Annotated in this window: 15 protein-coding genes and 3 pseudogenes; 12 read left to right on the plus strand and 6 right to left on the minus strand. The window is 47.2% G+C overall.

Features of this window, described 5'->3' with window-relative positions; all coding sequences use genetic code 11:
- Positions 1-393, minus strand: a pseudogene (locus BRW63_RS24750) (IS701 family transposase); the annotation flags it as partial.
- A 260-nt stretch (positions 394-653) separates the two neighbouring features.
- Between BRW63_RS24750 and BRW63_RS24755 the strand changes: the two are divergent.
- The 4 genes from BRW63_RS24755 (at position 654) to BRW63_RS24770 (ending at position 8,151) form a co-directional block, all read left to right on the plus strand.
- Positions 654-1,649, plus strand: a complete 996-nt coding sequence (locus BRW63_RS24755) for an NAD-dependent epimerase (protein ID WP_073075018.1) — start codon at positions 654-656, stop codon at positions 1,647-1,649.
- Between the two features lie 54 nt (positions 1,650-1,703).
- On the plus strand, positions 1,704-3,161 hold the full coding sequence (locus tag BRW63_RS24760) for a pectate lyase family protein (RefSeq protein ID WP_073075019.1): 1,458 nt from the start codon (positions 1,704-1,706) through the stop codon (positions 3,159-3,161).
- Between the two features lie 685 nt (positions 3,162-3,846).
- Positions 3,847-5,850, plus strand: a complete 2,004-nt coding sequence (locus BRW63_RS24765; RefSeq protein WP_073075020.1) for a Calx-beta domain-containing protein — start codon at positions 3,847-3,849, stop codon at positions 5,848-5,850.
- 312 nt (positions 5,851-6,162) lie between these two features.
- Complete coding sequence (locus BRW63_RS24770; RefSeq protein ID WP_073075021.1) at positions 6,163-8,151, plus strand: Calx-beta domain-containing protein; 1,989 nt, start codon at positions 6,163-6,165, stop codon at positions 8,149-8,151.
- Between the two features lie 91 nt (positions 8,152-8,242).
- Here BRW63_RS24770 and pstB read toward each other — a convergent pair whose 3' ends face one another.
- Genes pstB through BRW63_RS24790 form a run of 4 tightly spaced genes read right to left on the minus strand, consistent with a single transcriptional unit; the run spans position 8,243 to position 12,209 of the window.
- The gene (gene pstB, locus BRW63_RS24775) at positions 8,243-9,049 is read right to left on the minus strand and encodes a phosphate ABC transporter ATP-binding protein PstB (protein ID WP_073075022.1); all 807 of its coding nucleotides are present in this window, start codon (positions 9,047-9,049) and stop codon (positions 8,243-8,245) included.
- 22 nt (positions 9,050-9,071) lie between these two features.
- Positions 9,072-9,785: an AAA family ATPase gene (locus BRW63_RS24780; protein ID WP_073075023.1), complete on the minus strand. Its 714-nt coding sequence runs from the start codon at positions 9,783-9,785 to the stop codon at positions 9,072-9,074.
- On the minus strand, positions 9,782-11,326 hold the full coding sequence (locus BRW63_RS24785) for a nucleoside/nucleotide kinase family protein (protein ID WP_143162115.1): 1,545 nt from the start codon (positions 11,324-11,326) through the stop codon (positions 9,782-9,784). The genes BRW63_RS24780 and BRW63_RS24785 overlap by 4 nt, the downstream gene beginning before the upstream one ends.
- Before the next feature lie 46 nt (positions 11,327-11,372).
- Positions 11,373-12,209 (minus strand): class I SAM-dependent methyltransferase, encoded by an 837-nt coding sequence (locus tag BRW63_RS24790; protein WP_073075025.1) that lies wholly within the window; start codon positions 12,207-12,209, stop codon positions 11,373-11,375.
- A 679-nt stretch (positions 12,210-12,888) separates the two neighbouring features.
- On the opposite strand from BRW63_RS24790, the gene BRW63_RS24795 reads away from it, so the two are divergent.
- The 8 genes and pseudogenes from BRW63_RS24795 to BRW63_RS24835 form a co-directional block, all read left to right on the plus strand.
- Entirely contained in the window at positions 12,889-14,193 is a 1,305-nt protein-coding gene (locus tag BRW63_RS24795; protein WP_073075026.1) for a glycosyltransferase, read from the plus strand.
- A gap of 76 nt (positions 14,194-14,269) precedes the next feature.
- Entirely contained in the window at positions 14,270-15,496 is a 1,227-nt protein-coding gene (locus tag BRW63_RS24800; protein WP_073075027.1) for a glycosyltransferase family 4 protein, read from the plus strand.
- Positions 15,497-16,110: 614 nt separating this feature from the next.
- On the plus strand, positions 16,111-16,707 hold the full coding sequence (locus BRW63_RS24810) for a sugar transferase (RefSeq protein ID WP_244913282.1): 597 nt from the start codon (positions 16,111-16,113) through the stop codon (positions 16,705-16,707).
- Positions 16,708-17,364: 657 nt separating this feature from the next.
- On the plus strand, positions 17,365-19,368 hold the full coding sequence (locus BRW63_RS24815; RefSeq protein ID WP_181314492.1) for a GumC family protein: 2,004 nt from the start codon (positions 17,365-17,367) through the stop codon (positions 19,366-19,368).
- A gap of 77 nt (positions 19,369-19,445) precedes the next feature.
- Positions 19,446-20,531 (plus strand): SLBB domain-containing protein, encoded by a 1,086-nt coding sequence (locus BRW63_RS24820; protein ID WP_073075031.1) that lies wholly within the window; start codon positions 19,446-19,448, stop codon positions 20,529-20,531.
- Positions 20,532-20,537: 6 nt separating this feature from the next.
- Positions 20,538-22,034 (plus strand): O-antigen ligase family protein, encoded by a 1,497-nt coding sequence (locus BRW63_RS24825; RefSeq protein ID WP_073075032.1) that lies wholly within the window; start codon positions 20,538-20,540, stop codon positions 22,032-22,034.
- A 10-nt stretch (positions 22,035-22,044) separates the two neighbouring features.
- On the plus strand, positions 22,045-23,505 hold the full coding sequence (locus tag BRW63_RS24830; RefSeq protein WP_073075033.1) for an oligosaccharide flippase family protein: 1,461 nt from the start codon (positions 22,045-22,047) through the stop codon (positions 23,503-23,505).
- 81 nt (positions 23,506-23,586) lie between these two features.
- Positions 23,587-23,833: pseudogene (locus BRW63_RS24835) on the plus strand (IS6 family transposase); the annotation flags it as partial.
- Between the two features lie 3 nt (positions 23,834-23,836).
- Here the strand turns inward: BRW63_RS24835 and BRW63_RS29205 are convergent.
- A pseudogene (locus BRW63_RS29205) lies at positions 23,837-24,714 on the minus strand (IS630 family transposase); the annotation flags it as partial.
- Positions 24,715-24,841 lie beyond the last annotated feature (127 nt).

The following is a 24,841-nucleotide window of genomic DNA, read 5'->3' on the forward strand; positions in this document are numbered from 1 at the left end:
CCGCTTGCCGTTGAGGACTCGCACCCAGGGGTTGGGCTTTGCTCCATCCTCCGTCGGGTCGCCCAGATGCCGAAACTCGCCGCACTTCGGTAGCGTTGTTAAGTCAATGATCACTTTCAGCGGACTGTCAGAACGGGATAGATGCTGTGCCATCTGTTTCAGCACCGTTTGGCGAGTGGTTCGCAGCACCGACCGGGTAGACCACCCATAGATATTTAGAAATCGACTCAACGCACTGGCAGATTTTATCGGGCAATGTTGGGGCAAAGCATGACCGGACGCATCTAAAAACAGTCCGAGTAGCGCACTGAAGCTGGTTTTCTGATCGGAACTAGGCATCAATCCGAGTAGAGCGTACACTAATCCTTGGGCGTGTTCCAAGATGGTTTCCATAACCGTCCCATTGAAATGTTTCTACGCCCTTTCTTTCAGACTTTGAGCTTTTTGGCAACCCCTTGTTGAGACTGGTGCAAGATCTGAGTTATTCAAGATTTTCATGTTGAAACTTTAAAGTTGCCTGGTCGCCTCTTGTATAGATTCTCAAACAGGTGCTATACCTATCGAGCACTGTGCAGCTAAATTGACTTCTTTTAATGCATCAGACTCTGTTGCATTGAGAAGAAATTCACCATCAATCTGAGAGAGTATTCACCATGAAAGCGTTGATTACAGGAGTGGCTGGGTTTATTGGGTATCATTTAGCACAGCGCCTTCTAGTAGAGGGAGTAGAGGTTTATGGAATTGATAATTTGAACGATTATTATCAGGTCACTCTGAAAAAAGATCGTTTAGCCCAATTGCAGGACAAACCTGGTTTTACATTTCAGTTTTTAGATTTGTGCGATCGTCAAGGCATCACAGAGCTTTTTCAATCTCATCGCTTTGAGTATGTCGTAAACTTGGCAGCCCAAGCTGGAGTGCGCTATTCCATCGAAAATCCTCACGCTTATGTGGATAGCAATATTGTAGGCTTCGTCAATTTGTTAGAAGCCTGCCGCCATAGCTCCATTCAACATCTGGTCTATGCCTCATCCAGTTCTGTTTATGGGGTCAACCCGAAAATTCCTTTTGCGGTGGGTGACAATGTAGATCACCCCATTTCACTCTATGCTGCCAGCAAAAAAGCGAACGAATTAATGGCTTACACCTACAGCCATCTATTTCATCTACCGACCACAGGTCTGCGATTTTTCACAGTGTATGGACCTTGGGGTCGCCCAGACATGGCTTATTTTAAGTTCACCCAAGCGATCGAGGCTGGCACCCCGATCGATGTCTACAACTTCGGTGATATGAAGCGTGACTTCACTTATATCGATGACATTATTGAAGGCATTGTCCGTCTTTTACCGCTGGCACCGCAACTAGAAGATGTTAACTCCCTCGAACAATCGACTCCCCAAGCTCCTTACAAGCTCTATAACATTGGTAACAACAACCCTGTTGCTTTGGTTCGATTCATTGAAGTCATTGAAGCAGAACTCGGCAAAAAAGCTCAGAAAAACTTTTTGCCGATGCAGCCCGGAGACGTTCCCATTACCTACGCTGATGTAGACGATTTAATGCGCGATGTAGGGTTTCAGCCGACGACTTCGATCGAAGAAGGAGTCGCTCGGTTTGTCCAGTGGTATCGATCGTATTACGGCTAGATCCGTCGGTGCAAGTCCTTTCTTCAGGTAATAAACTACGTAGTGGGTCAGTCCATGATGAGCCGCCTCCACCGTCTGCTGTTCCGATTGTTCCAGGCTAGAAAAACAGTCCTGTTCTCTCTTTTAGGACTGTTTCTGGTTCTGCTGCTGAGTCAAGTTGCTGAACAGCCTTTTGAGGGGCTGGCAGGTCGCAGCATCGGACTCCAGGAAATCAAAAGCCTACCAGCGTTTCCCGGAGCAGAGGGGTTTGGGGCAGCAACTATCGGGGGGCGAGGGGGGCGAGTCATTGAGGTGACTAACTTAAACGACAACGGTTCGGGTAGTTTGAGAGCAGCCATTGAAGCGCAGGGGCCACGAGTTGTTGTGTTTCGGGTGGGAGGAACCATTCTGCTGAATACAGGTCTAGCCATCAAGCATCCCTATATTACGATTGCAGGACAGACAGCTCCTGGCGGCGGCATTACCTTAAGAAATAATTCCAACAAAAAGGCACCCTTACACATCAATACGCATGATGCGGTCGTCCGCTATCTGCGATCGCGACCGGGCAGTAATCTCAATGAAACAGGAGATTTGGATGCTTTGACGATCGCGGGTGCCAAAGGGCAAGTCTATAACGTGATCGTGGATCACTGCTCGCTAAGCTGGGCAACCGATGAAGTGGCAAGTACTTTCTATGATGCCCACGACATTACAATTCAGTGGAGCATTCTTTCAGAAGGACTGGATTGTGCCACTCATATCGAGCAGGGACAACGGCAATGCCACAGCATGGGTTTGTTGTTAGGGTCAAACGGATCTAAAAACATTTCCATTCATCACAATTTGCTGGCGCATAACCGTCGCCGTAATCCTTTAGTGAAAAACTCTGGAGTCACTGATGTTGTTAATAATGTGGTCTATAACTCTGGCTTTGGAACAAAATCCTTCTCTCCCACAGAAGTATTAGGAACTTATGGGCGTGCCCAAGCCAATTATGTCAATAATTACTTCCAACCGGGTGTCGATACACGATCGGCAGATTGGTTTATTGACACGAAAGAACAACCTGTGGCAGTCTATGCAGAAGGCAATCAAGTTCCCAAAATGGTGGTTCAGCCAGATTCGCAGAAGTGGATGGTGCGCCGCCATCACCCTGCCCCAACTATTACTACAACTTCTGCTCAATCCGCCTATGAACAGGTTTTAATGCAGGCAGGTGACAATTGTGGTCTTAGCCCAACCGGTGCTTTTGTGACGACACGAGACACGATCGATGATCGCATTGTGACAGAGGTTAAGCAAAAGACGGGGCATATCATCAACGACCCCTCAGAAGTGGGTGGCTGGATTAAAGTAGCGGCTGGAACTCCGCCTTTGGATAGCGATCATGACGGTATGCCCGACGCGTTTGAAGCCCGTTCTGGCTTGAATCCAAAAGATCCAGCCGATGCCTCGACTGATCACAATGGGAATGGCTACACAAATATAGAAGAATTTTTGAATGAAACTTGTGCCTCTAAATCGCTGTAAAACTGAAGTTAGTCCACAGAGAAACGGATTTAGTGCCAAAGAATGCAATGCTGATGAACCCAGTCGGCATTATTACCTACTACTTACGTAAATTCTCGTAAAAAACACTGAACTTTTAACGATTGATGAAGGTTTGGTTAAGAAGAAGGACATTCCATCAATAGAATGATTCCTTTTTCGATAATTAATTTGCAGGGTTTAAGTTGAGCCTTGGACTCATCTGTAGACTGGGTTGAATTATCTGTACTAACACAACTAGAGTTTGTCATCGCCACCTGTAGACTGTCCTGCTACTGATCGTTCTGGCAATATTGCAACCCGTAGCAAAGTTAGGACATCTTTCAACACGGAACCCTCCATTGGTTGCCATCTTCTGCCTGTCACCTAAAATCTGTCATCTGCTATAGCAATCCTAAATGAATGGTGGGATGGGCATCTTGCCCGTACAGGCTGGAAACCTGTCCCACTTTCACAACTGAAATAGGATTGCTATATATCACTTTCATTCTCAATTCGATACTGATGTCGCTCTAAGGGTTTGGACTTTAGGGCAGGTTACTAAGAGGAATCATTAAAGTTCTGACTAGAGTTCAGCGATCGAAATTGCACATTTCAACCCTGTGCTTTCGGTGTTTCTCTGGTCTTTTGGTTGAAAAGATAATTCACTTCTTAAAGATTCAAAATCATGCCATTATCTTCACAGACGTTCACAACTGCCTCTTTGGTGCGGATTACAGATACATCCCAGTGGTCAACTGCAAGCCCTGATCCTGATGGGGTTACGTATAACCCCGACACTGGCATGCTGATGATCAGCGACAGTGAAGTGGAGGAAACAACAGGTGCTACCTTTACTGGGAAAAATGTTTATAACGTCAGCTTGTCGGGTGTGTTGCAGTCAACCTTAACCACCATCGGTTTCTCAAACGAACCAACCGGAATTTCCTATAACTCTATCAACAAGCACCTCTACTTTTCAGATGATGATAAGCTGAAGATTTGGGATGTGAATCCGGGTGCAGATGGAAAATTTAACACCTCGGACGACTCACGCACCTGGTTTGATGTTAGCTCCTTCAACGGTCCTCACACCGATGCAGAGGATGTGGTGTTTGACCCTAATCGAGGAACGCTGTTTATTATCGACGGTTTCAACACGGAAGTCTATGAAGTGACCACTACGGGCACTCTGCTAAATCATTTCGATACAGCTGTTTTTGGACTGAATGATCCAGAAGGAATCACTGTTGGACCGAACGGGAATCTGTTTATCGTAGGGAACCCATTTGGAATGGGTAATGAAGTCTTTCAGATTACGCCTACGGGATCTCTGGTAGGAACGATCGATATTTCTGCTGCCAACCCGTATAAACCTGCTGGTCTAACTTTTGCTCCTAGCAGTGATAATCTGAACGGCTACAGCCTCTACATCGTCGATCGCGGAGTGGATAACGTCGCGCCTACTTTATACGAAAACGACGGACGGCTGTACGAGTTTGCCTTTGCAACAACCTCTCCCCCCCCACCCGGCATACTTGCCTTCGGCACTCCGACGTTTAGCGTTAACGAAGACGGCACCGCAATCTCCAGTGTGCAAGTGACGCGGACTGGCGGCAGTAATGGTGCGGTCAGCGCGGTCGTCAACTTGACCAATGGCACTGCTACAGCCCCTGGTGATTACACCAACAGTCCGATTACGGTTAGCTTTGCCAATGGGGATAGCGCCACCAAAACCATTACGATTCCCATCATTAATGACTCCTTGGTGGAGTCTAACGAAACGATCAACCTGAGTTTAGGCAGTGCCACTAACGGTGCCATCATCGGTAGCCAAAACACCGCAGTGCTAACGATCGTTGATAACGATGTGGTGGCTCCGCAAGCCACCATCCACTACATCTCAACCGCCTCTAATGGAGCAACCTCCGGCAGTGGCACAGTCGGAGGGATATCCTTCAAGGATGAAGATATTCTGGCTTACAACGAGAGCACCAGCACCTGGAGTAAGTACTTCAAAGGTGCCAATGTCGGCTTGGGCGGAACTCCTAATGTGCGAGACTTTCACATCAATGCAGATGGCTCTATTTTGCTAAGTGTTAACCAAGATGTTACTTTACCCGGTGCAGGCACTGTGACGGGCGTAGACATCGTGAAGTTTACCCCGACTGCGATCGGAGAAGCCACCGCAGGCAGCTTCTCGTTGTACTTTAAGGGAGCCAATGTGGGTCTCGACACCACGGGTGAGGAACTAGACTCTCTTGCCATTGCGCCTGACGGACGGATCATTGTTAGCACCAAAGGCAGCTTTTCGGCCGGTGGATTGACTGCATCCAACAGAGATCTGCTTGCTTTTACCCCAACCAGTTTGGGCACGACTACAGCAGGCTCTTGGTCGCTTTACTTCAAAGGTTCAAATGTGGGGCTAGTGGATGCCACTGAAAATATAGATGCGGCCTGGGTTGATAACTCTGGCAAGATTGCCCTGAGCACCACGGGTGCTTACACCGTTCCTAGTGGCTCTACCAGCAGTTTGTCAGGAGTTGGCTCAGATGTCTTGTCGTTTACCCCAAGTAATCCAACCAGTCTGGGTGCTGCTACGAGTGGTGTCTTTGCCGCTTCCTGGAGCGCGGCGGGGAGTGGGCTACCGTCTACGATTGGGATTGATGGATACTCACGACGCTCTGTTTAAGCCAGCGATCGCAGTTAATTGATCAACGATGTTAAAGCCGCTTTTGAATCGAGATCGCCGTTAACCGCAGCAGGGGTAAATAAATCATAAATTAGGGCACTCACTCAGTAAATCTGGGAGTGCCCTAATAGTGACTCCCGTATGTTCACGTAGAAAAAACATGAAGTTTTTACAAACCGATGAATATTTGCAGGAAGACTCAGTACTTCTATGAGTTACGGTCATCTCATGCTTGATAATTCAGAATTGTTTCAAACTTTTTCTCAGTATTTGGTTTGAGAAAATCAGTAACTTCTTATAAGAGTTAAAACAATGGCAACCTCTAGTAATTCAAGCAGTGCATCACCTTTTGGCAGCGCCACCTTGGTGCGAGTTATCAATACGTCTCAATGGTCTCCCGCTAGCCCCGACCCTAGTGGAATTGTCTATATCAGCCATACCAACTCGCTGATGATTAGCGATGCTGAAGTCGAGGAAGGGCACCCAGTATTTGCCGGAAAGAATATCTTTAATGTCAATCTATCTGGCACGTTGCAGTCTACTCAAAGTGTTCTCTCCTTCACAAATGAACCAACCGGAATTGCTTATAACTCCGCAAACAAACACCTCTACATCTCGGATGACGATAAGCGGAAGATTTTTGATCTGAATCCGGGCGCGGACGGGTTATACAGAACGGCGGATGACACGGTTAGCTCGTTTAGTGTCAGTTCGTTCGGCTCTGTTGATCCAGAGGATGTGGCATTTTCCGCCACACTAGGGGATCTATTTGTCATGGATGGGGTCAATGCAGAAGTCTATCGGATCACCACTAGTGGCACCTTAATCAGCCACTTCGACACTGCTAGTTTGGGTGTCCGTGACCCGGAAGGAATTACGATCGGAGACAACGGGAATCTATACATTGTAGGAAATCCGGGAACGTCCTCCAATGCAGTATTTGAGATTACGCCCCTGGGAGTCGTGGTTCAACGCTTTGATATTTCCGCCGCTAACCCAGTCAAGCCAGCGGGGATAGCCTTTGCCCCCACCAGCAATAATTCGGCGGGTCGCAGTCTCTACATTGTCGATCGCGGCGTAGATAACAACGACAACCCGAACGAGAATGATGGTCGCTTGTACGAGTTTGCCCTTACATCAACCGTTCCTCCATCTTCTGCTGGCATACTCGCCTTCAGCACGCCGACGTTTAGCGTCAACGAAAACGGCACCGTAATCTCCAGTGTGCAAGTGACGCGGACTGGCGGCAGTAATGGTGCGGTCAGCGCGATCGTCAACTTGACCAATGGCACTGCTACAGCCCCTGGTGATTACACCAACAGTCCGATTGCGGTTAGCTTTGCCAATGGGGATAGCGCCACCAAAACCATTACGATTCCCATCATTAATGACTCCTTGGTGGAGTCTAACGAAACGATCAACCTGAGTTTAGGCAGTGCCACTAACGGTGCCATCATCGGTAGCCAAAACACCGCAGTGCTAACGATCGTCGATAACGATGCCGCGGCTCCATCAGCCATCATTGACTATATCTCGACTTCTAGCAGCGGCACTGTTGGCGGAGTGACTTTCGCCGACGAAGACATTTTGGCTTACAACGAAAACACCAGCACCTGGAGTAAATATTTCAAAGGCTCTAACGCGGGTCTGTCGAGTTCTAATGTGCGAGATTTCCACATTAATGCAGACGGTTCAATTTTATTTTCTTTGAATCAAGCCACAACGCTAGCTGGCATCGGCAGTGTAGATGACTCAGACATTATAAAGTTTAGCTTCACGTCCTCGACGACGACCGGAGAAGCCACGGCAGGCAGCTTCGAGCTGTACTTCAAAGGAGCCAATGTGGGTCTCGACAGCGATAGTGAAGACCTCGACTCGATCGCCATCGCCCCAGATGGACGGTTGATCGTAAGCACCAAAGGGAACTTTTCGGCAGGTGGGTTGATCGCGTCCAACAAAGATCTGCTTGCGTTTAGCCCCACAAGTTTAGGAGCGAGTACTGCGGGCAGTTGGTCATTGTATTTCAAAGGTTCAAATGTGGGGCTAACAGATGCCAGTGAAAATATCGATGCAGCGTGGGTCGATAGCTCTGGCAAAATCTCAATCAGTACGCAGGGAACGTACAGTGTTCCGAGTGGATCAACAAGCAGTTTGAGTGGTGGCGGGTCGGATCTACTCGTGTTCAGCCCAAGCAGCTTAGGGGCGAGTACGAGTGGGAGCTTTGCGGCATCATGGAATGCAACAAGTAGTGGGCTATCAGCCAACATCGGGGTCGATGGCTACTCTCGCCGATCCGTTTAAAAGAGTAGACGGTAAATCCCCTTTCTTCGCGACAGGGAGGGGATTTCGCAGCGATGACGAAGGTTCAACGGCTTCCACTCCACCTAAAAATCTAACCAAAACGACCGCTGATGTATTCCTGAGTTGCTTGTTGCTTCGGAAGGTTAAAGATGGTCTGGGTGTGATTGTATTCTACGAGGGTGCCATAGCGATCGCCCTTGGCAGTCGATTCAACATTGAAAAAAGCTGTATAGTCAGAGACTCTCGATGCCTGCTGCATATTGTGAGTCACAATCACGATCGTGAAGCGTTGCTTTAGCTCATGAATCAACTTCTCAATCCATAAAGCTGAAATCGGATCGAGAGCCGAACAAGGCTCGTCCATGAGAATCACGTCGGGTTCGACCGCGATCGTTCGCGCAATGCATAATCGTTGCTGCTGACCCCCCGATAAGGAAAGACCGCTTTGATGCAACTTGTCTTTGACTTCATTCCACAAGGCTGCACTCCGAAGAGACGTTTCAACTATCTGATCCAGATTGCCCGTGTAGCCATTCAGTCGTAGACCAAAAGCAACATTATCGAAAATTGATTTAGGAAAAGGGTTAGGTTTCTGAAAAACCATTCCAATCCGATGGCGCACTGCAACCGGATCAGTGTTGCGGGCGTATAAATCAACGCCTTGATAGGTCAGCTTGCCTTGTATACGAGCGTTTGGAATCAGGTCATTCAAACGATTGAAGCAGCGTAAAAGCGTACTTTTACCGCATCCCGAAGGACCAATGAATGCCGTGACTCGATGTTTTGGAATGTCTAAGCTAACGTCGCGAACTGCCAGTGTCTTGCCATAGTAGACATTGACATTTTTAGCTCGCAAAGCAGTTTCAGTAGCGGTGTCCGGGTAAAGGTCACTGATCATAAAAAATGATACGTATAGATAGTTAGTGAACAGCTAAATTAGTCATCCAATTCGCAACTTTCTCTGCATTATCTTTAATAGAACCTGCACTGTTAATGTCCAAAATAGGAACGCTAAACGCTTGAGCACAAGAAATAATATCCTGCAAGTAAGGCGTATATTGGGACAGCAGTAATTGGGCTGCTTCTGATGACATTTGATCGAAACGGCTCCTCTCCGTTGAACGGGTTTGAATCCGATCGAGGGCTGTTTCAATATCTGTGTTGAAGCGAACGATCGCGATCGATCTGTTATGAAACAAGGGAGCTAGTCCTTGTTTAATCTGTTCTGGTGCCGGAGGGCTACCTGTAATTCCAACAGACCAAGCTTCTTGAAGCAATCCCTGATCGAGCAAGATCAATGGATAGTTTTGATGACAGACAATCGCATCAATTCGTTTGACATTAGAGAAGATCTTTCCGGCTTTCACAAAGCTCTGCTTGTTAACCGGTTTAACGTGAGATGCAAGCGCCAGGGATTGAAGTAAAATTTGCCAGTGGTTCCAGGTTTCTGGAAACAGATTCAAGAGCTTTTGAAACCAATGAGTTTTTTGCCATTGCTGAAGAATCTCATCTCTTGCTACAAAGCAGATTCCTTCATCTCTTAAAAGCGAAACGACTTGATGGAATACGGTGGTTTTTCCAGCACCCGGTAACCCGACAAACTCAACTATCACAGGCGATCGATGCGGAGTCATAGGGTTTCCCACACTGCCTGTTTTGCTTTTAGTAAAACTTCGTCTAGAGGCTGTGTCGCATCAATATTGACCACGATCGTTTGAGCCGGAAACTCTAACGCTCGAATGGCATCTACTTTCTGACGGACTACTTCCGCCGGAGACTCAGGTTTTCGAGCTAAAGCAACCTCTGGTGTCACGTTTAGCTTGATCACCAGATCGGGAGGCATTTTTTCTGCCATGTGCTGGTAGTGGTCAAATTCCCACTGCCGAAGAGAGCGTGGAAACGTTGGAGAATGATTGCTTCCATTGCTGAGTAAAGGTCCATCGTTGAACCCAAGCACCTGACTTTGAGGGTAGCGATCCGAAATAATAATCATGCCTCGGTCACTAGCTTGGCGAGACTGCTTGAGTTTGTTCTCTTTCTCATAGACTAAGGTGATTGCCCATAGCAGCTTGACCAGATGCGCTAACTTAGACTTAGAGCTTGCCTTTCCTGGGGATGGATTCGCTTTGAGCGTTGCTAAATTAGCGGATCTCTTAGACCGCAATTTTGTCGATCGTGTCGCCCACACGAGTGGCATCCGAAACCAAGAGGCGGTTCCATCGCCACTTCCTAAGTAGACAGGCATCACATCCAGCTTCTTTGATAAGCCCTTGACGATCGCAGCCGTGATCGTAGACTTTCCCGATCCATCTGCACCTAAAACAGCAATCATGACTCCGCCCCCAACCGGAGTTCTGCGGGCAGGGACAGGCACCTGGAAATACTTTCTCAGAATTTGATAGAACAAGTTTTCGGATTCACGCTGCCACCGCAACCCCGTGGCGACTAAAGGGTGATAGCGCCGATAAGGTTGCAAGGCGACTTGAATCGGGTTGTTAAGACGCAAGATTTTCTTCAGCTTAGACTCACTGCCAATCACCTCTAGCACCAGATTGGTCGCTGCAATGCCCAATAATTTCTCACTGAGATGTCTGACTTTATCTAGATCAATTCTGTCTTTAAGCCAGCGAAATTCCCGAATGAAATCCCCTTTGAAGTAGTCGTGTTTTAGCCACCGCTGTAGGCGATCGCGGGTTCTCACCTTTAATGCCGCCCGCACGATTAGAATAATAATCTCAATGTTGGGTTCAGAGATATAGATATGATGCTCTGAGTCATAAATGCGGCTAGACAACACCAATTCATCCCAGGGCAGGTCATATCCTTTCAGGTTTTTCTCTCCCATTTCGAGCGTGTAATGCAAATGCAGATGAACTAGAATTCCTGTTTCTGGATCGATCGCTAAATAGTCCTCAATACCAACGTATCTACGGCAGGAAATGGCTTCAAAATACTTAAACCCAACCTCGCTCAAAACCTCTTCTAGATTTGCCTTTTGGCTCTTGTCCACCAACACATCTAGATCTGTTTTGCCCTCCACGGCGGCATCTACATGCTCATTGCTCTTCCAGTGGCAATAGCGAATATTCTGTTGCTCAAGTTGAGCGGTTAAGTCTCGGACGACTAAGAGAGGTGGCATACTAATCGAGTTTGTGAATGGTACAAATGCAGGCATGAACAATGTGAAATTTCCACATCTCTTATAGAATCGTCGGATGCCCTCAAATCGGACTCAAGACAGCTTCCCGGCTCTTCAAAGAAGCTATACGCTCTTGTTGTACTTCCTTAATAATCTGCCGACACTTTTCTAGATCCAAACGACTGAAGTCTGCGTTCAGTGGCTTCACTCCAAAAATAGTTTTCCCAATTTTATGGGTTGTTTCAAAGAGTCCCCATTCTATAATCTGGTTTAGGAGACGGTAGGTGATCACTGACTTAGCACCCCCTTGAGGATGCCGTTCGCTAATGGGCTTGTACTTCGCTTCATTAGCATAATCGTCTATCACGATCAGCCCTCCTGGTTGCAAAAGAGGGTAGAAGAGAAAAAAGTCTCTGTCTAGCCTTCCATCGGCATCGTGGATGAAAGCAGCAATTTCAGGAGACTTCACCAAGGCAGTCGCTTCTTTCCCGTTGTCAAACGTCAGCTCGTACGGAAAGAGAATGATTTGTTCGTGGACACCAAACTGCTCAAAATGGCTCTGAATTAATTTCAGGTTTTCATCATATCCACCTATATCTGTGCGAGTGCCGCCTTTGCATTTCTCAACCACAATTAACTTAGAGTGTTTTTTTGCCTCTTTCAAAGCCCAGGCGATCGCGATGCTTCCTGCACCTGTTGCACCACCCACCTCGATAATATCGAGATCGGGCAATTGATAATGAAGATTATAGATTTTTTTATAAACGAGCGGTAACAACATTCCGTTGGTTGATTTCCTCAGGTTGTAAAACCTGGGATTGATCAGCTTCTCGTAGAAGAGGTAAGCATTCTTGATCCCTGATTTAGCTAGATTGCTCATCTTAAACTTAACTCCTACGACAGCTTGTAGAGGACTCATTGTTGATATGGCTCACCCAAAATTTAGCCTAGAGCGAGTCTTCCACATGATTGAACATTTCCATTGAACTTTCAATCCGAGCGGGGGAGGTTTACTGAGTCTTAACCTAATCCACCAAATCTTAACCAGACGAACATCTTCGATCGCCGACCAGGTCGTAAAACTCCTAAAGTATTGCAAAGCTTCTTAACCTCTGCTGTGTAGCAAAAATCACGAATATTACTGACTTTTTATCAGGTCACCTCAGTATCTTCACGGGAAATACACACTAATTGAAGTGAAAACTATCATATTTTTACAAACTTCTACGTAATAAACCAGTGCTACCACTTATACTGAGTCTTAGTCGGGGGTTAACCAGTTGTTAAACAGTTTAAGAAATAGTTAGCGACTCTAGTCTGCGGCTTCTTTCTCACCCTGCTTAATATCCTCGATAAAACTGCCCAGCAAACTTGCAGATTTGAGCAAGATTGTTGTTTTGACTTCAGCTTTATCTGCAATGGAAGGCTAAACCTAACCTGCTGAGTTCAAGCGCTATAGCCCATTTGCTACAGGGCATTGAATTTGAATTAACTTACGCCAAATGCATCAGCACTGTGAGTAGTAAAGGATTTTCTGAGCTAGATCCCGTGTTTTACATTGTTCATTTTTAAGTTCATTTACCTGCCGGAGATAGTATATGCTTGGACTCTCACGCTTTGGTTCTGAAACCTTATCTACTAGACAGAACACGCTCGATCGCCGTGGCAAAGAGGTGAATTCTCATGGAACCGAGCAAGAGGGTGTTGTAAGAAAAGTTGTCATTTATCTCGACGCTCTTCAGGGATATGGAGCAGATAAAACCCTGATTAAAATCTCTAACGGTCTCGCTGAACGGGGCATTCAGGTTATTCTGATTTTAGCCAAACAGCCCAACCAAGTTCCTCAGAATCTTCATCCCACTATCCAACTATTGCACCTGCACAGCTCTAGAATCAATGTCATCAAAAACATTGTGGGTTTAGCTCGTTACCTGAGCATTCATCAACCCGATATTTTGTTCTCCTCAATTCACTTTAACAATGTAACGGCTGCATTGGGGTCAGGCTTGGCATGGCTATGGTCAGGTCTCCAGACCAAGTTAGTAGTCCGACAGGCAAATACGCTCCATTACCAGTTCAAGCGTTACCCCTTCCCAGTGGGTTTAGTCTTAGGGTTTTGCACGAGACTAACCTATAAGCGAGCTGATTTAATCATCAGTCAAAGTGCCGGGATGAGCCGAGATGTAACGGGCTTCATGAAAGCCGATCCTCGAAAAGTGAGTCTGATTCATAACCCTACAGTCACTCCCGACATCTTTGAGAAGGCACAACAGCCTACTCATCATGACTGGTTTGAGCAAAAAACAGCTCCGATCATTCTGGCAGCAGGACGGCTCAAGCCACAGAAGCACTTTACGGTTCTAATTGAGGCGTTTGCAAAGGTTAAACGGCAGTTCCCCGACGCTAGATTAGTCATTCTCGGTGAAGGCCCTCAACGGCAGGAGCTTGAGAGACTAATCAGAAAACTGGAAATTGCGGACTCGGTTGATCTACCGGGATTTCAAAAGAACGCTTATGCTTTTCTGTCAATGGCAGATGTCTTCGTCTTGAGTTCTGAATACGAAGGATTACCCAATATCTTAATTGAGGCGCTGGCATTAGGGAAAAAGATTGTTGCCACTAATTGTGACAGTGGTCCTGCCGAAATTCTGAAATATGGGCAATATGGCAGGTTGGTGCCCGTCGGAGACCCCATCCAGATGGCAGAGGCGATCCAACTCGCTCTTGAAGAGCCGTTTGCCTGTTTAAGAGAACCGCAAGCAACTAAAAACTTCAATCAGGACTCGCAAGTCGAGAAATATATTGAAGCCTTTACTCGCATTCATCTGAAACAATCGCAAGGCTCTATTAAGCAGGCTTCTAAGTCTGCAACAAGCTTCTCTAAAGTCTATCAGAAGTCTTAATGAACTTCTACTTAACAGGCTCGCTGTTGAGTAGGTTGTTATTGTTGAACACTCTCGTCATTCAAATCCCTAGTTTATGCGCCAGCCTACCCTCACTATTTTCTATCAATTCAATCCCTGGAATCCTTCCATTGGTGGAATTCAAACCTGTATTCGGTCTGTCATCAAGTATGCTCCTAAAGAATTCCAAATTCGCCTGGTAGGGACAGGTGGCAATGATTCTGCAAAGCAAATTGGTCGGTGGCAAGACGTTGAGTTATACGGCAGAGAATTTCAGTTTATGCCGCTAATCCAAGTGCAAAATGACAATGTGCGTGGGGTCGTTCCCACCACGTTGAAGTACACGCAGGCGCTCTTGGGACGTGATTTTTCCTCTGATTTTTTACAGTTTCATCGAATAGAACCCACGTTGGTATCATCTCGTCTGTCTGGCACCAAGATCTTTTACATTCACAATGATATAGAGCAGGCAGTCAAAGGAGCGAGTAAGGAGGGCGGGATTTTCTGGCGACATTTTCCCTGGGCTTACTTTGCGCTGGAGCGCCATTTGGTGAGTCGATTCGATCGCATCTTATCTTGCAACACCAAAGCTGCCGATTCATATCGGCACCGCTATCCTGATGTTGCAGACCGGGTTTCCTATTTACCCAATACCGTCGATAGTGACTTGTTTTATCCTCTGTCTTTAGATGAGCAACAGATGAAGAGACAGGAGTTGGCAACCAAACTGGGGCTTGCCAAAGACACGCAATTTATTCTGTTTGCGGGTCGAATCCATCCTCAAAAACAGCCGTTGCTTCTGATTCGTTCGTTTGCTGCTCTAAATGAACCACAGGCTCACCTATTAATTGTGGGGCAGGGCGAGCTAGAGGAAGATGTGCGCGCTGAAATTGCCCAGCTAGGATTGTCGAATCGAGTGACGCTGATGCCACCTCTACAGCAGTCGCAACTTGCAGACCTGTATCGGGTCTCTAACATCTTTGTGTTAACGAGCGCTTATGAAGGGCTATGTCGGGGAAGTATTGAAGCGCTTGCCTGTGGAACGCCTGTGGTCACCACACGAGCGGGCGAAACTCCCAACTTTTTAACGAGTGATAGCGGCATTGTGTGTGATGACCAAACCCCCGGTGCGATCGCTGATGCCTGGAGACGAGTGTTAAAACACCCAGCAGATTATCCGTCTCAAGCCTGCATCCGAGTCGTCAAGCCTTATGCGGCTCACCATATTGTTCACAATATCTATAGTGAACTCCTAGAACGTTGGCAGTCTAGCCAGCACCAGTCACTTGAACCCTGCCTGTAGTTCTGGTAGATCCAGCTACTTAGAGTTGAGCCGCTAGATTGACCAGAACCTGTAGTTGCCCCGATTTAATCTACGAACTCCTTTGGTGTCACTTAGGAAAGGCTAGAGGAACGCACCATCTCTCCTATTCTGCATCGCCTTTTTTCTTTAGCCTTGCCTAAAGTAGGACTACCCAAAACATTTCAACTTAAATCGTGATTGCTGTGGCGATACTACTCATTCTGATAGCTGCGTTTTACTTGTTTGTTGTGGCCTTTCTAGCAGATTTCTGGCTAGCATTTTTTAAGCGAGATTCTCAGCTATCGAGGTCAGAGAAACGATCAGGGCTAGTGATCATAACGATCGCAGCAATGCTATGGATCTTTGTGATTCCCTTTGCTTATTTAGAACTGCTAGCAAAGCGCAAAAAACTTAAGCGAGATCGAGAGATCACCTCTTATTTCAGTGATCCTCGTTCAGGCTTTTTTAAATGACTACTCTCCTTTTAATATCGTTCAGCTACCAAAAGAGTTAAGGCATCTATGATTACCTCAAAATCTAAGCTCTCCTTGTCCTCCAACTTAATGTCAATTAGCCCGTTTGAGGGTCTTAATGACCAGCAGGCACACGCTTCAGTGACTAGTAAAACTAAGCGTCTGATTGATATTGTGGGTGCGTTAGTGGGGTTACTGATTACAGCAGGGGTAGCAATTCCAATTGCGATCGTGATCCAACTCGATAATTTCGGTCCAATACTTTACAGCCAAACCCGCTGCGGCTTAAACGGCAAAACCTTCCGCATCTGGAAGTTTAGGTCGATGGTAGCGAGTGCCGATCGGTTGCAACATTTAGTGCATAATCAGGCGAAGGGCAACATCTTCAAGAATGCAAATGATCCTCGTGTTACTCGCGTTGGGCGCTTCCTGCGTCGCACGAGCTTGGATGAATTGCCACAATTTTGGAATGTGTTGAAAGGCGATATGAGCCTCGTTGGCACTCGTCCTCCCACCGTGGATGAAGTTATGAAGTATGAGCGGCACCACTTCAGTCGATTGCTGGTCAAACCTGGAATTACAGGCGAGTGGCAGGCAAATGGACGGTCCAGAGTAGAAGATTTTGAAGAGATTGTCAAAATGGATCTGGTCTACCAAACAAAGTGGTCGATTGCCTATGACCTGACGCTGATTCTAAAAACGATTCAAGCGGTTCTCGATCGCAAGGGAGCTTACTGAGAGCTTGCAAAAGAGTAGGCTTAGAAGCTGGCTATATATTTTGCCTTGAAAATATAAATTTATTTCTTGACGTTCCCAAGTTGGGTCAACTTATTAAAGAATTGACAAAACTAGTCTCAATGTGAAACGAACGTAAAATCTAGAGGTAAGATCTCAGGTTAAGGGAGCAATACAAGTAGGTTAAGAAAGCAATATAAACAACTGAGGACTGTAAAGCGCACAAGCTTATTTTGTCTAGAAGATTAGCCCATTGAGGAAGTTACCCTGATTAAATTAAGATTAGGAAAAACACGGTTGACCCTCAGAAAATATTCGACAAGTTGCATCTCCAACAAGTCCTTAAGAGGCTGATAGCGTCTGAGAACGCTCAATGCGATCCTCTGCTATTCAATCTTAAAGATTCACTCATGACTCAGTGCATTACCCTTCTATCTCTTCCCCTAGTCAATCTGTTACCGCCTCGAATACACGGTATTAGCAAGCACGTTAATGGCTAAAGCTCCTTTTTCGCTATCCCCTCTGCCCACTCTAAAGCGACATTCCTTCGTTGCTTTATCAACATTTGTATCTGTTGCTGTTGGGGCAACAGCACTTAGTTTTGCTATCTTACCTCGACAGTATGAGACATCAGCAAAACTGATTGTTGGGGAGAAAGATGTGGGTATTTCAACGCTGGGTCAAGCATTAACTGAAATCAATACCCAAGCACCTGGAAAGGCGGCAGATCCAGTCGCCACTCAAGCAGAACTGATGCAGTCTCAACAAGTGCTTGAGAGTGCCCTTTCAGCCTTTCAGCAAGAAAGCAAAATACCGAAGGAGCAACTCCCTGATATCGTGTCCCTGCGTCAGGCGCTTAAGGTCGATATTGTTCCTGGAACGAATATTTTGCAAGTGAGCTACACAGCTCCAGATCCAAAAATTGCAGCCGGACTTCTCAATGAGATCACCGCGTCGATGGTGGCGGAAAACAGTCGGCAGATTCGTTCCCAAGCAGCTACTCTGCGGGCATTTTTAGAACGTAGGCTTCCTCAGCAAGAAGCTAAACTGAGAGAAAGCGAAGCGGCTGAAAGTCAGTATCGCCAAACCTATGGTATTGTCTCCTTCGACACTCAAGCTCAGAGTATGGTGAACAGTTTAGCGGCTCTTGAGGACGAAGCGCGAAAACTGAGTGCCCAGTTGCAAGAAGATACTACAAAAGTTGGCTTACTGCAAAAAGTAACAGGCGCTAATAATCTTCCAACGGCTTACGCATCTGTTCGCTTGGGGCAAAACGAAACCCTCAAAGAGCTACAGAAGCAACTCACTAACTTGGACGTTGCGATCGTCGATACTCGTTCTCGCTTGGGTGATCAGCATCCTGACCTTCTAGCCTTGCTGCAAAAGCGAGACGAACTCCGCGCCCTTTATGGTCAGCAAATCTCACAGGCAACCCCTGGCGGAACGGCTGCTTCTTATGGCAATGCCGCGTCTAATCCGTTAAGCCAAGATTTAATGTCCCGCTATATTGCCAGCGAAGTCGATCGCGCAGCTTTAGTCAACAGACTGAGAGTGGTGCAGTCTGAACTGAATCCTCTGCGATCGCGCATCAACCAGCTTCCCGGATATCAACGACCCCTGATTGAACTTGCCCGCCAACAACAAAACGCCCAAGATGCTCTCAAGCTAATGAGCGGCAAACTAGAGGAAGCACGGATTGCGGAAGGACAACTTCTCAGCAACGTCCGCGTTGTGGAACAGGCTAGTGTTCCTGTTGATCCTTCTAGCCCCAAAACTCTGCCCATTCTGGCAATCAGTATTGTCTCCGGACTGATTATGGCAGGTGGAGTCGTGTTGCTCCTAGAACTCATGGTTTCCACCATCCGAAACCCAGCGGAAGCGGAAGCCGTGCTGGGTCTCGCTGTCCTGGGTGTATTACCTAAACTCACTCCTCCAACCAACAACTTGGTAGATCTAGAGCGTTTTTTAGACAACTCCAATCAGGTGGAACCTTACCGGAAGTTCCTCAAAGTCTTAGAATCTTCGAGTGAACAAAAACCCCAAGTCTTTGTCTTTAGCAGCGCTACCGTTGGAGATGGAAAGTCAGCCGTTGTTCTTCACTTAGCGGCTGTGGCAGCTATGCTGTCGCGGCGCACGTTAATTATCGATGCAGACTTACGCCATCCCCTACAACACCGTCTGCTCAACCTGGCTGCTTCTCCTGGGTTGGCAGAGGTAATAAATGACAATCTTTCTTTCTTGGAGGCTGTCCAAGCCACCTCTGTTCCTAATCTATCCGTGTTACCTTGTGGTCAATCTCTGCAACGCCCCTCGGCGCTGATTGAGACAGCAGCTATGGCGAGGCTCTTAGAAAAAGCTGCCAATCACTACGACTGCGTTATTGTTGACACCTCACCATTAAGTATTTGTGCAGATGCCGAAACCTTAAGCCAAGCAGCTAACGGACTTGTCTTAGTCGTTCAACCGAACTCCAGTAAGAGAGATCTAGCTTTGCAGACAATTTCGGATTTACGAAAAGCTGGGGTGTCTCTACTGGGGCTAGTCATGAACGAAACTGTACTTCCCGATAGAAACGAACTCTCTGGACACTCCTCAGCATCTGGCTATGTGCAGTCACCGTTACCTCTGCGTTCCATTTCCAGTTCTACTCAGCGGGGGGGCTAAACCTGTTGTCCTCCCTTCGTGAAAGTACGGTTCATGTTCCACACTTCCGCTGCCCTAATAGCCTCTAGAACGGATTTATGAAATCTGCCAAGTTATTTTGCTCAACTGTTTTGACGCTCACCTGTACTTTGGGACTGGCAGGACAGCTTAAACCTGTGTTAGCGCAAGACAGCAACCCCCAGGTTGCAAATCAAGTAGCCGACCCACTCAAGCCTGAAGATCGAATTCGGCTGACAGTGGCAGGGTTTCCCGATCTCTCAGGGGAACAGTTCATTGCCGCAGATAACACCATCCTACTTCCCCTGGTTGGCTCACTCAAGATTGGAGGTTTAACTCCAGCTCAAGCTACAAACCAATTGACTCAAGCATTATTACCCTATGTCCGCCGCCCGCAAGTAGGTTTAGCGGTTGTCAAACGAAGTCCGATGCTGATCAGCATTACAGGAGAGGTCGTTCAGCCAGGACCTCGTTTACTATCTTCCACCGATGTCCGTTCGGCATCTTCCTCCACCGAGACTGAGACGAGTACTCCCATTACCCTGAGTCGAGCCTTACTTATAGCAGGGGGAATTAAACCGAACGCCGATCTACGCAATATCGTCATTCGGCGGTCTGTTCCAGTCGATCTTGTCCATAGAAAAGATCTCGTCAGTGTAAACAAAGCAGAATCAAACAAGACCGATCTGAAAGTGGATTTGTGGCAGTCCGTCAAAAGCGGAGATTTAGCCTTTGACGTAAGAATCTATAACGGTGACGAAATTATTGTTCCGACGGCTCCGTCTAACAGTGCCAATCAACAGATGCTCCTTGCTTCAACGGTTGCCCCTACCCTAGTTGCTGTGCAAGTGACCGGCGAAGTCCAAAATCCCAAGCAGATTGAAATTAAGCCTACCGCTGGAGTCAGTGAAGCCGTTGCAGCAGCAGGCGGATTTACCAGGGATGCTAGCACAGACAAAATTTCCCTGATTCGGACGTTGCCAGACGGACGGGTTGAAAGCCGCACCTACGCCTTTGGCAAGACATCTGAACCTTTGATGAACGGCGATTTGATTGTGGTGAATCGATCGAGAAAAGGAGCTTTGGGGACTACCTTTGACTTTCTGGGTCGATTGGTCAGCCCAGTTTTCCCCATTCTGCGAATTCTTACCAATGTAGGACTCTAATAAGTAATGGCAACCGATAGAGGCTGGAGTCATCTTTCTCGTCCTACCGTTTGGGTTGGTGCTGTAGGAATTTTGCTTGGTATCGTGGTGGGTGTTCTGTCAAACGCCCAACCTCTTTCTCTGGTTTTAATCGTTGCTGCCATTGCGGCCAGCATTTTTTTGTTTATCTTTTTCAGAAACTTCGAGCAAGTTGTCTTGGGATTGCTGATTCTACGCAGTGCGCTGGATCCCTTCTCGGCTCAACAGGTTCCCTCTGTATTTGCAGTGGGTGTAAACCTCTTAATCTTGCTTTATATTATTAAGCTCTTGTTATCAAGACAAAAGATACAGACCGATGGATTCTGGTGGTTCATCGCTGGCTGGTTTGGACTTCAGCTATTGTGGGTTATCCTACTTCCTTTGGGCGGTTTGGGCCTGAGTGCTTCCCATGTTGGGGGGTGGCTGGTTGGTTTACGGGAGTGGATTCGAGGCTTTTCGTGGGTGATGTTTTACCTAATGGTCATGCAGCTTAAAGACCGAGTGCATCCAGAAAAAGTGGTTTCTGCTCTGTTCTTAAGCCTGATCATTCCCTTAACCGGTGCTGCGCTGCAAGTCATTGTTCCGCCTTCCAAACTGCCTAAGTTTCTGGTGTTTGAGAGAGGCTACTCAATTGAAGCAGGATCTCGGATCAACGGGACTTTAGGGCACCCAAACGTCTTTGCTATATTTTGCGTGTTTTTTATTGCTTTAGTGCTTTGGAAATTAGGACAAGCAAAAAATCGTTTACCTTGGCTGATTCTGATTGGTGCGCTTGCCTTTTTCTTAGTGAGCACTAAATCGCTGACCGGATTGCTCATGATTGTTGTGTTCATTCCGGCTTTCCTGGCTCCCAAACTGAATGTGGTCAACCTGATCGGTGGCATTTTTCTGTTTGGGGTGATCATTGTTTTATTTGTTAGTTCCCCACTAGGGCACGAGCGTCTGCAATCTTTGTATGCAACACCGCTCCTCAATCCAGATATCAGTGTGTCGCGCGCAATCTTTTTGCAGTTTTTTGACGGTAATAGTTTCAATTGGCGCGTTGCCCAGTGGACTTTTTTGCTGGAGGTATGGCAGCGATCTCCCATCTTCGGGTACGGATTAGATACCAGCAGGTTTTTGACGATCCAAGAAAGTTATGCTCACAATGACTACGTGCGGTTTATAGCGGAACAGGGCATTGTTGGTTTCAGTCTATTTCTGATTCTCCTGATCGCTCAATTTGCCCGTCTAACTCAGTTGTGCCGCATGGCTCCACCTGGGTCATCGAAACGAAATCTCTGTTTTACCATGATGGCTTTTCTGACTGCCATGTTAGCGGGCATGCTGACAGACAATCTCTGGAACCACACGACCACCTTCTTTTACTGGTGGACTGTCATGGCAGTTTTAGGGTGGGACTGGGAACGGTTTCCAGAGTCAGAAGTTGAGGCGCAGGGGAAACTGCCCTTTAGCACTATCAATCGTTATCCTACACAGACGTAAGCTTAAAGATATGCCTGCTAATGAAGGTCTCAAAGGGAAAGTTCTGCGTGGGGGAGTCTCCTTAGCCATTCGACAAATAGTCATTGCGGCACTTTCGCTGGTCAATATCCTCGTGATCGCTCGAATGTTAGGACCGGGACTCTACGGCGTGGTTACGATTGTCTTGAGTATTCTTAATTTTTTGACCCTCACCTGCCGATTAGGATTGCATGTCTATTTGGTACGCGCACCCGACTTGGATGAAGATACACCCAATCAGGTTCAGGCATTCTACAATACGCTTGGCATCGTCTTTTGTGGGGTGCTATTTGGACTCGCCCCTGTGATCGCTTGGTGGGCAGGAGACAGTGATACTACCCGTCATCAAATCACCCTTGCTTTTTGGCTAGTCTTGCCCGCCATCTGGCTAGACATGATTTGCCGGGTGCCCACGAGTATGTTGGAGCGGGAACTGAAATTTAGTCAGGTGGGATTGCTGGAAACGCTCTCACGAGTCGTCATGTATTTTTCGGGCATCCCCCTGGTAGTTTTTGGAGGAAAAGACTGGGGATATTTAGGACCCATTATTGGAACGGTCTTAGGCTATGTCGTTCAGACTAGCCTTGCCTACTACTACTATCCTATCCCTTGGCGTTGGCGCTGGCAGTGGAAGGCAGTTAAACCAGCCTTTAATTATGGGCTAGCCTATGCAGGCTCTGATTGGATTATGAACCTCCGACGCTTGCGGCTACCTCTCTTGGTCAGCCGTTTGGGAGGAGTAGATATGGTCGGTTACATCAGTATTGCGATTCGGTTGGCAGACCAATTGTCTATTTTGCGCCTTGTTGTGCGGCGGCTGTCGATTAGTGTGATGGCAAAACTGCTCGACAAGCCCGAAAAAGTCCGGAGTGCCATTAGTCGGGGGATGTCGTATCAAGCACTCTTGATCGGACCCCTCTGTGCTGTCTTTGCGTGCAGTTCTGCCTGGCTAATTCCTCTGATGTTTGGGCACAGCGAAAAATGGCTGATCAGTGCCAAAATCTTTCCCTTTATTGCCTTGGGCACTCTTGTGGGTGGCATTTTTGAATTGCATGCCTCCACTCTTTATGTCACAGGGCATAATGGCGAGGTAGCTCAACGCAATGCCTGGTATGTGGGCATTCTCTGGGCAGCAACCTTGATTTTGCTGCCGTCGATGGGGCTGTGGGGCTATGGGTTGTCAGAAGTGATTGCTCTGCCGTCTTTCTATCTGATTCATCGCTCGATCGCGAAAATGTTTGGTTCGCCTGATTATCGGGAAGCGTTTTGGATTACCCTAGCTTCGACGGTTGCTATGTTTGCTGGAGCTTTCCTTCCCCAAATGCAGGCGATCGCGATATTCATTGTTAGCTATGCGATCGCTTTGGTCTTTTGTCCAAGCATTCTTCGCATCCCCTTGGATATTTTGGCAGCTCGGCGATCAAAAGATCAGAAAAAGGCTGTTGTCGATTGATATGCTATTAACCCGCCAATGGTGGTTGTGTCGCAAAAATGATAAGGTGGGGAAGCTCAATTTTCTCTAGCCTCATCCTAAATAGCATTCCCATCCCTGTTTAAGTGGAGACACTTTCTGCCCGAAATCATTGTATTGAATGTGCGGTGGTACTGTCGCTACGCTCTGAGCTACCGGAATTTAGAGGAGATGATGGCGGAACGAGGGGTCGAGGTGGATCCTTCGACGATCCATCGGTGGGTGTTGAGCTACGCGCCAGAATTGGACAAACGAGTTCAGACCGCATCTGAACCAGACCAACGACTCGTGGCGGGTGGATGAGACGTATACTCTACTCGGCTAAGAATGGGACTTTTGTGAAGGACTGAAACTTCCAAGTCATCAAGGTTTCGAGTTGTTTCTTTTTGGTAATGTGTGCCCGATCAATTAGAGTTGAAATCGCCGTTTTGAAGGAGGAGAAATCAGCATAGTGTTTGGAGTACAAACATTCTTTGCGGACAAATCGCCATAACCGTTCGATCAAATTCAAGTGAGGTGAATAGGAGGGTAAGTACATTAGGGTTATCCCCAATTCATCTGCCAACTTAAAGACCACCGCACACTTTTGATATCGAGCATTATCCCAGACTAAAGGGATGGGCATCCCCAAAGCTAACTCTGAGAGTTTTCGCAGCAGTTGGCAAACACTCTCAGCATTGATGTAACTCTCGTTCGTGACCGTGATGAGCTCTAGCGTCACGGCATTGAGTGCCCCCAAGACATTAAACCGCTTGCGTCCTGATGGAGACTGGATGAACAATCGGGTAAAGCACCAGAGGTAGCCTAAAAAAGTCGTGTGGACAAAATGAGCAGCATCGACAAAAAAACGGCTTGTTCTCCAGCTTTTGCAGATGCCAGTAGCGGTTCTAAAATTTCCTCTCGAAACGTTTCTTGTTCGGTGATCTTCTCAAGATCACCATTTCTACCAGGAACAAATCCGACTTTGCGACGGTTCATCCCGATGCGGTTGAGAAAGGCGCTGACTTAATTGGGACTGCGGTGAATTCCGGTGATTTCGTGAATCTTCGCTTGAGCCTCTTTGATGGTTTGCGGTGGGTTAGCTCTAAAGTAGGTTTCCACACTCGCGATGTGTTGACTTAAATCGCTGGGTTGCCCCTGATAATCTAAACGTTTGAGCCGCTCAATCCCACCCGCTAGATACTGCCTGAGATAGACCGTTAGCTCCTAAGAAACACACTCCGGGAGAGCAGGTTTAGCAACGAGGTCAAATCCAAGCGCCATCGCCTTTTTCTTGAGGTTTTTGACCATTCGTTCCTGATACTGCTGCTCGTAAGTT

The organism is Phormidesmis priestleyi ULC007, from assembly GCF_001895925.1.
Classification (GTDB): domain Bacteria; phylum Cyanobacteriota; class Cyanobacteriia; order Leptolyngbyales; family Leptolyngbyaceae; genus Phormidesmis_A; species Phormidesmis_A priestleyi_A.

Coding starts and splice junctions, on each gene's coding strand:
- BRW63_RS24785 (WP_143162115.1), bottom strand. CDS start 11,326: ATGCCTGCATTTGTACCATTCACAAACTCGATTAGTATGCCACCTCTC.
- pstB (WP_073075022.1), bottom strand. CDS start 9,049: ATGATCAGTGACCTTTACCCGGACACCGCTACTGAAACTGCTTTGCGA.
- BRW63_RS24760 (WP_073075019.1), top strand. CDS start 1,704: ATGATGAGCCGCCTCCACCGTCTGCTGTTCCGATTGTTCCAGGCTAGA.
- BRW63_RS24830 (WP_073075033.1), top strand. CDS start 22,045: ATGCCTGCTAATGAAGGTCTCAAAGGGAAAGTTCTGCGTGGGGGAGTC.
- BRW63_RS24770 (WP_073075021.1), top strand. CDS start 6,163: ATGGCAACCTCTAGTAATTCAAGCAGTGCATCACCTTTTGGCAGCGCC.
- BRW63_RS24780 (WP_073075023.1), bottom strand. CDS start 9,785: ATGACTCCGCATCGATCGCCTGTGATAGTTGAGTTTGTCGGGTTACCG.
- BRW63_RS24790 (WP_073075025.1), bottom strand. CDS start 12,209: ATGAGTCCTCTACAAGCTGTCGTAGGAGTTAAGTTTAAGATGAGCAAT.
- BRW63_RS24765 (WP_073075020.1), top strand. CDS start 3,847: ATGCCATTATCTTCACAGACGTTCACAACTGCCTCTTTGGTGCGGATT.
- BRW63_RS24825 (WP_073075032.1), top strand. CDS start 20,538: ATGGCAACCGATAGAGGCTGGAGTCATCTTTCTCGTCCTACCGTTTGG.
- BRW63_RS24800 (WP_073075027.1), top strand. CDS start 14,270: ATGCGCCAGCCTACCCTCACTATTTTCTATCAATTCAATCCCTGGAAT.
- BRW63_RS24795 (WP_073075026.1), top strand. CDS start 12,889: ATGCTTGGACTCTCACGCTTTGGTTCTGAAACCTTATCTACTAGACAG.
- BRW63_RS24755 (WP_073075018.1), top strand. CDS start 654: ATGAAAGCGTTGATTACAGGAGTGGCTGGGTTTATTGGGTATCATTTA.
- BRW63_RS24820 (WP_073075031.1), top strand. CDS start 19,446: ATGAAATCTGCCAAGTTATTTTGCTCAACTGTTTTGACGCTCACCTGT.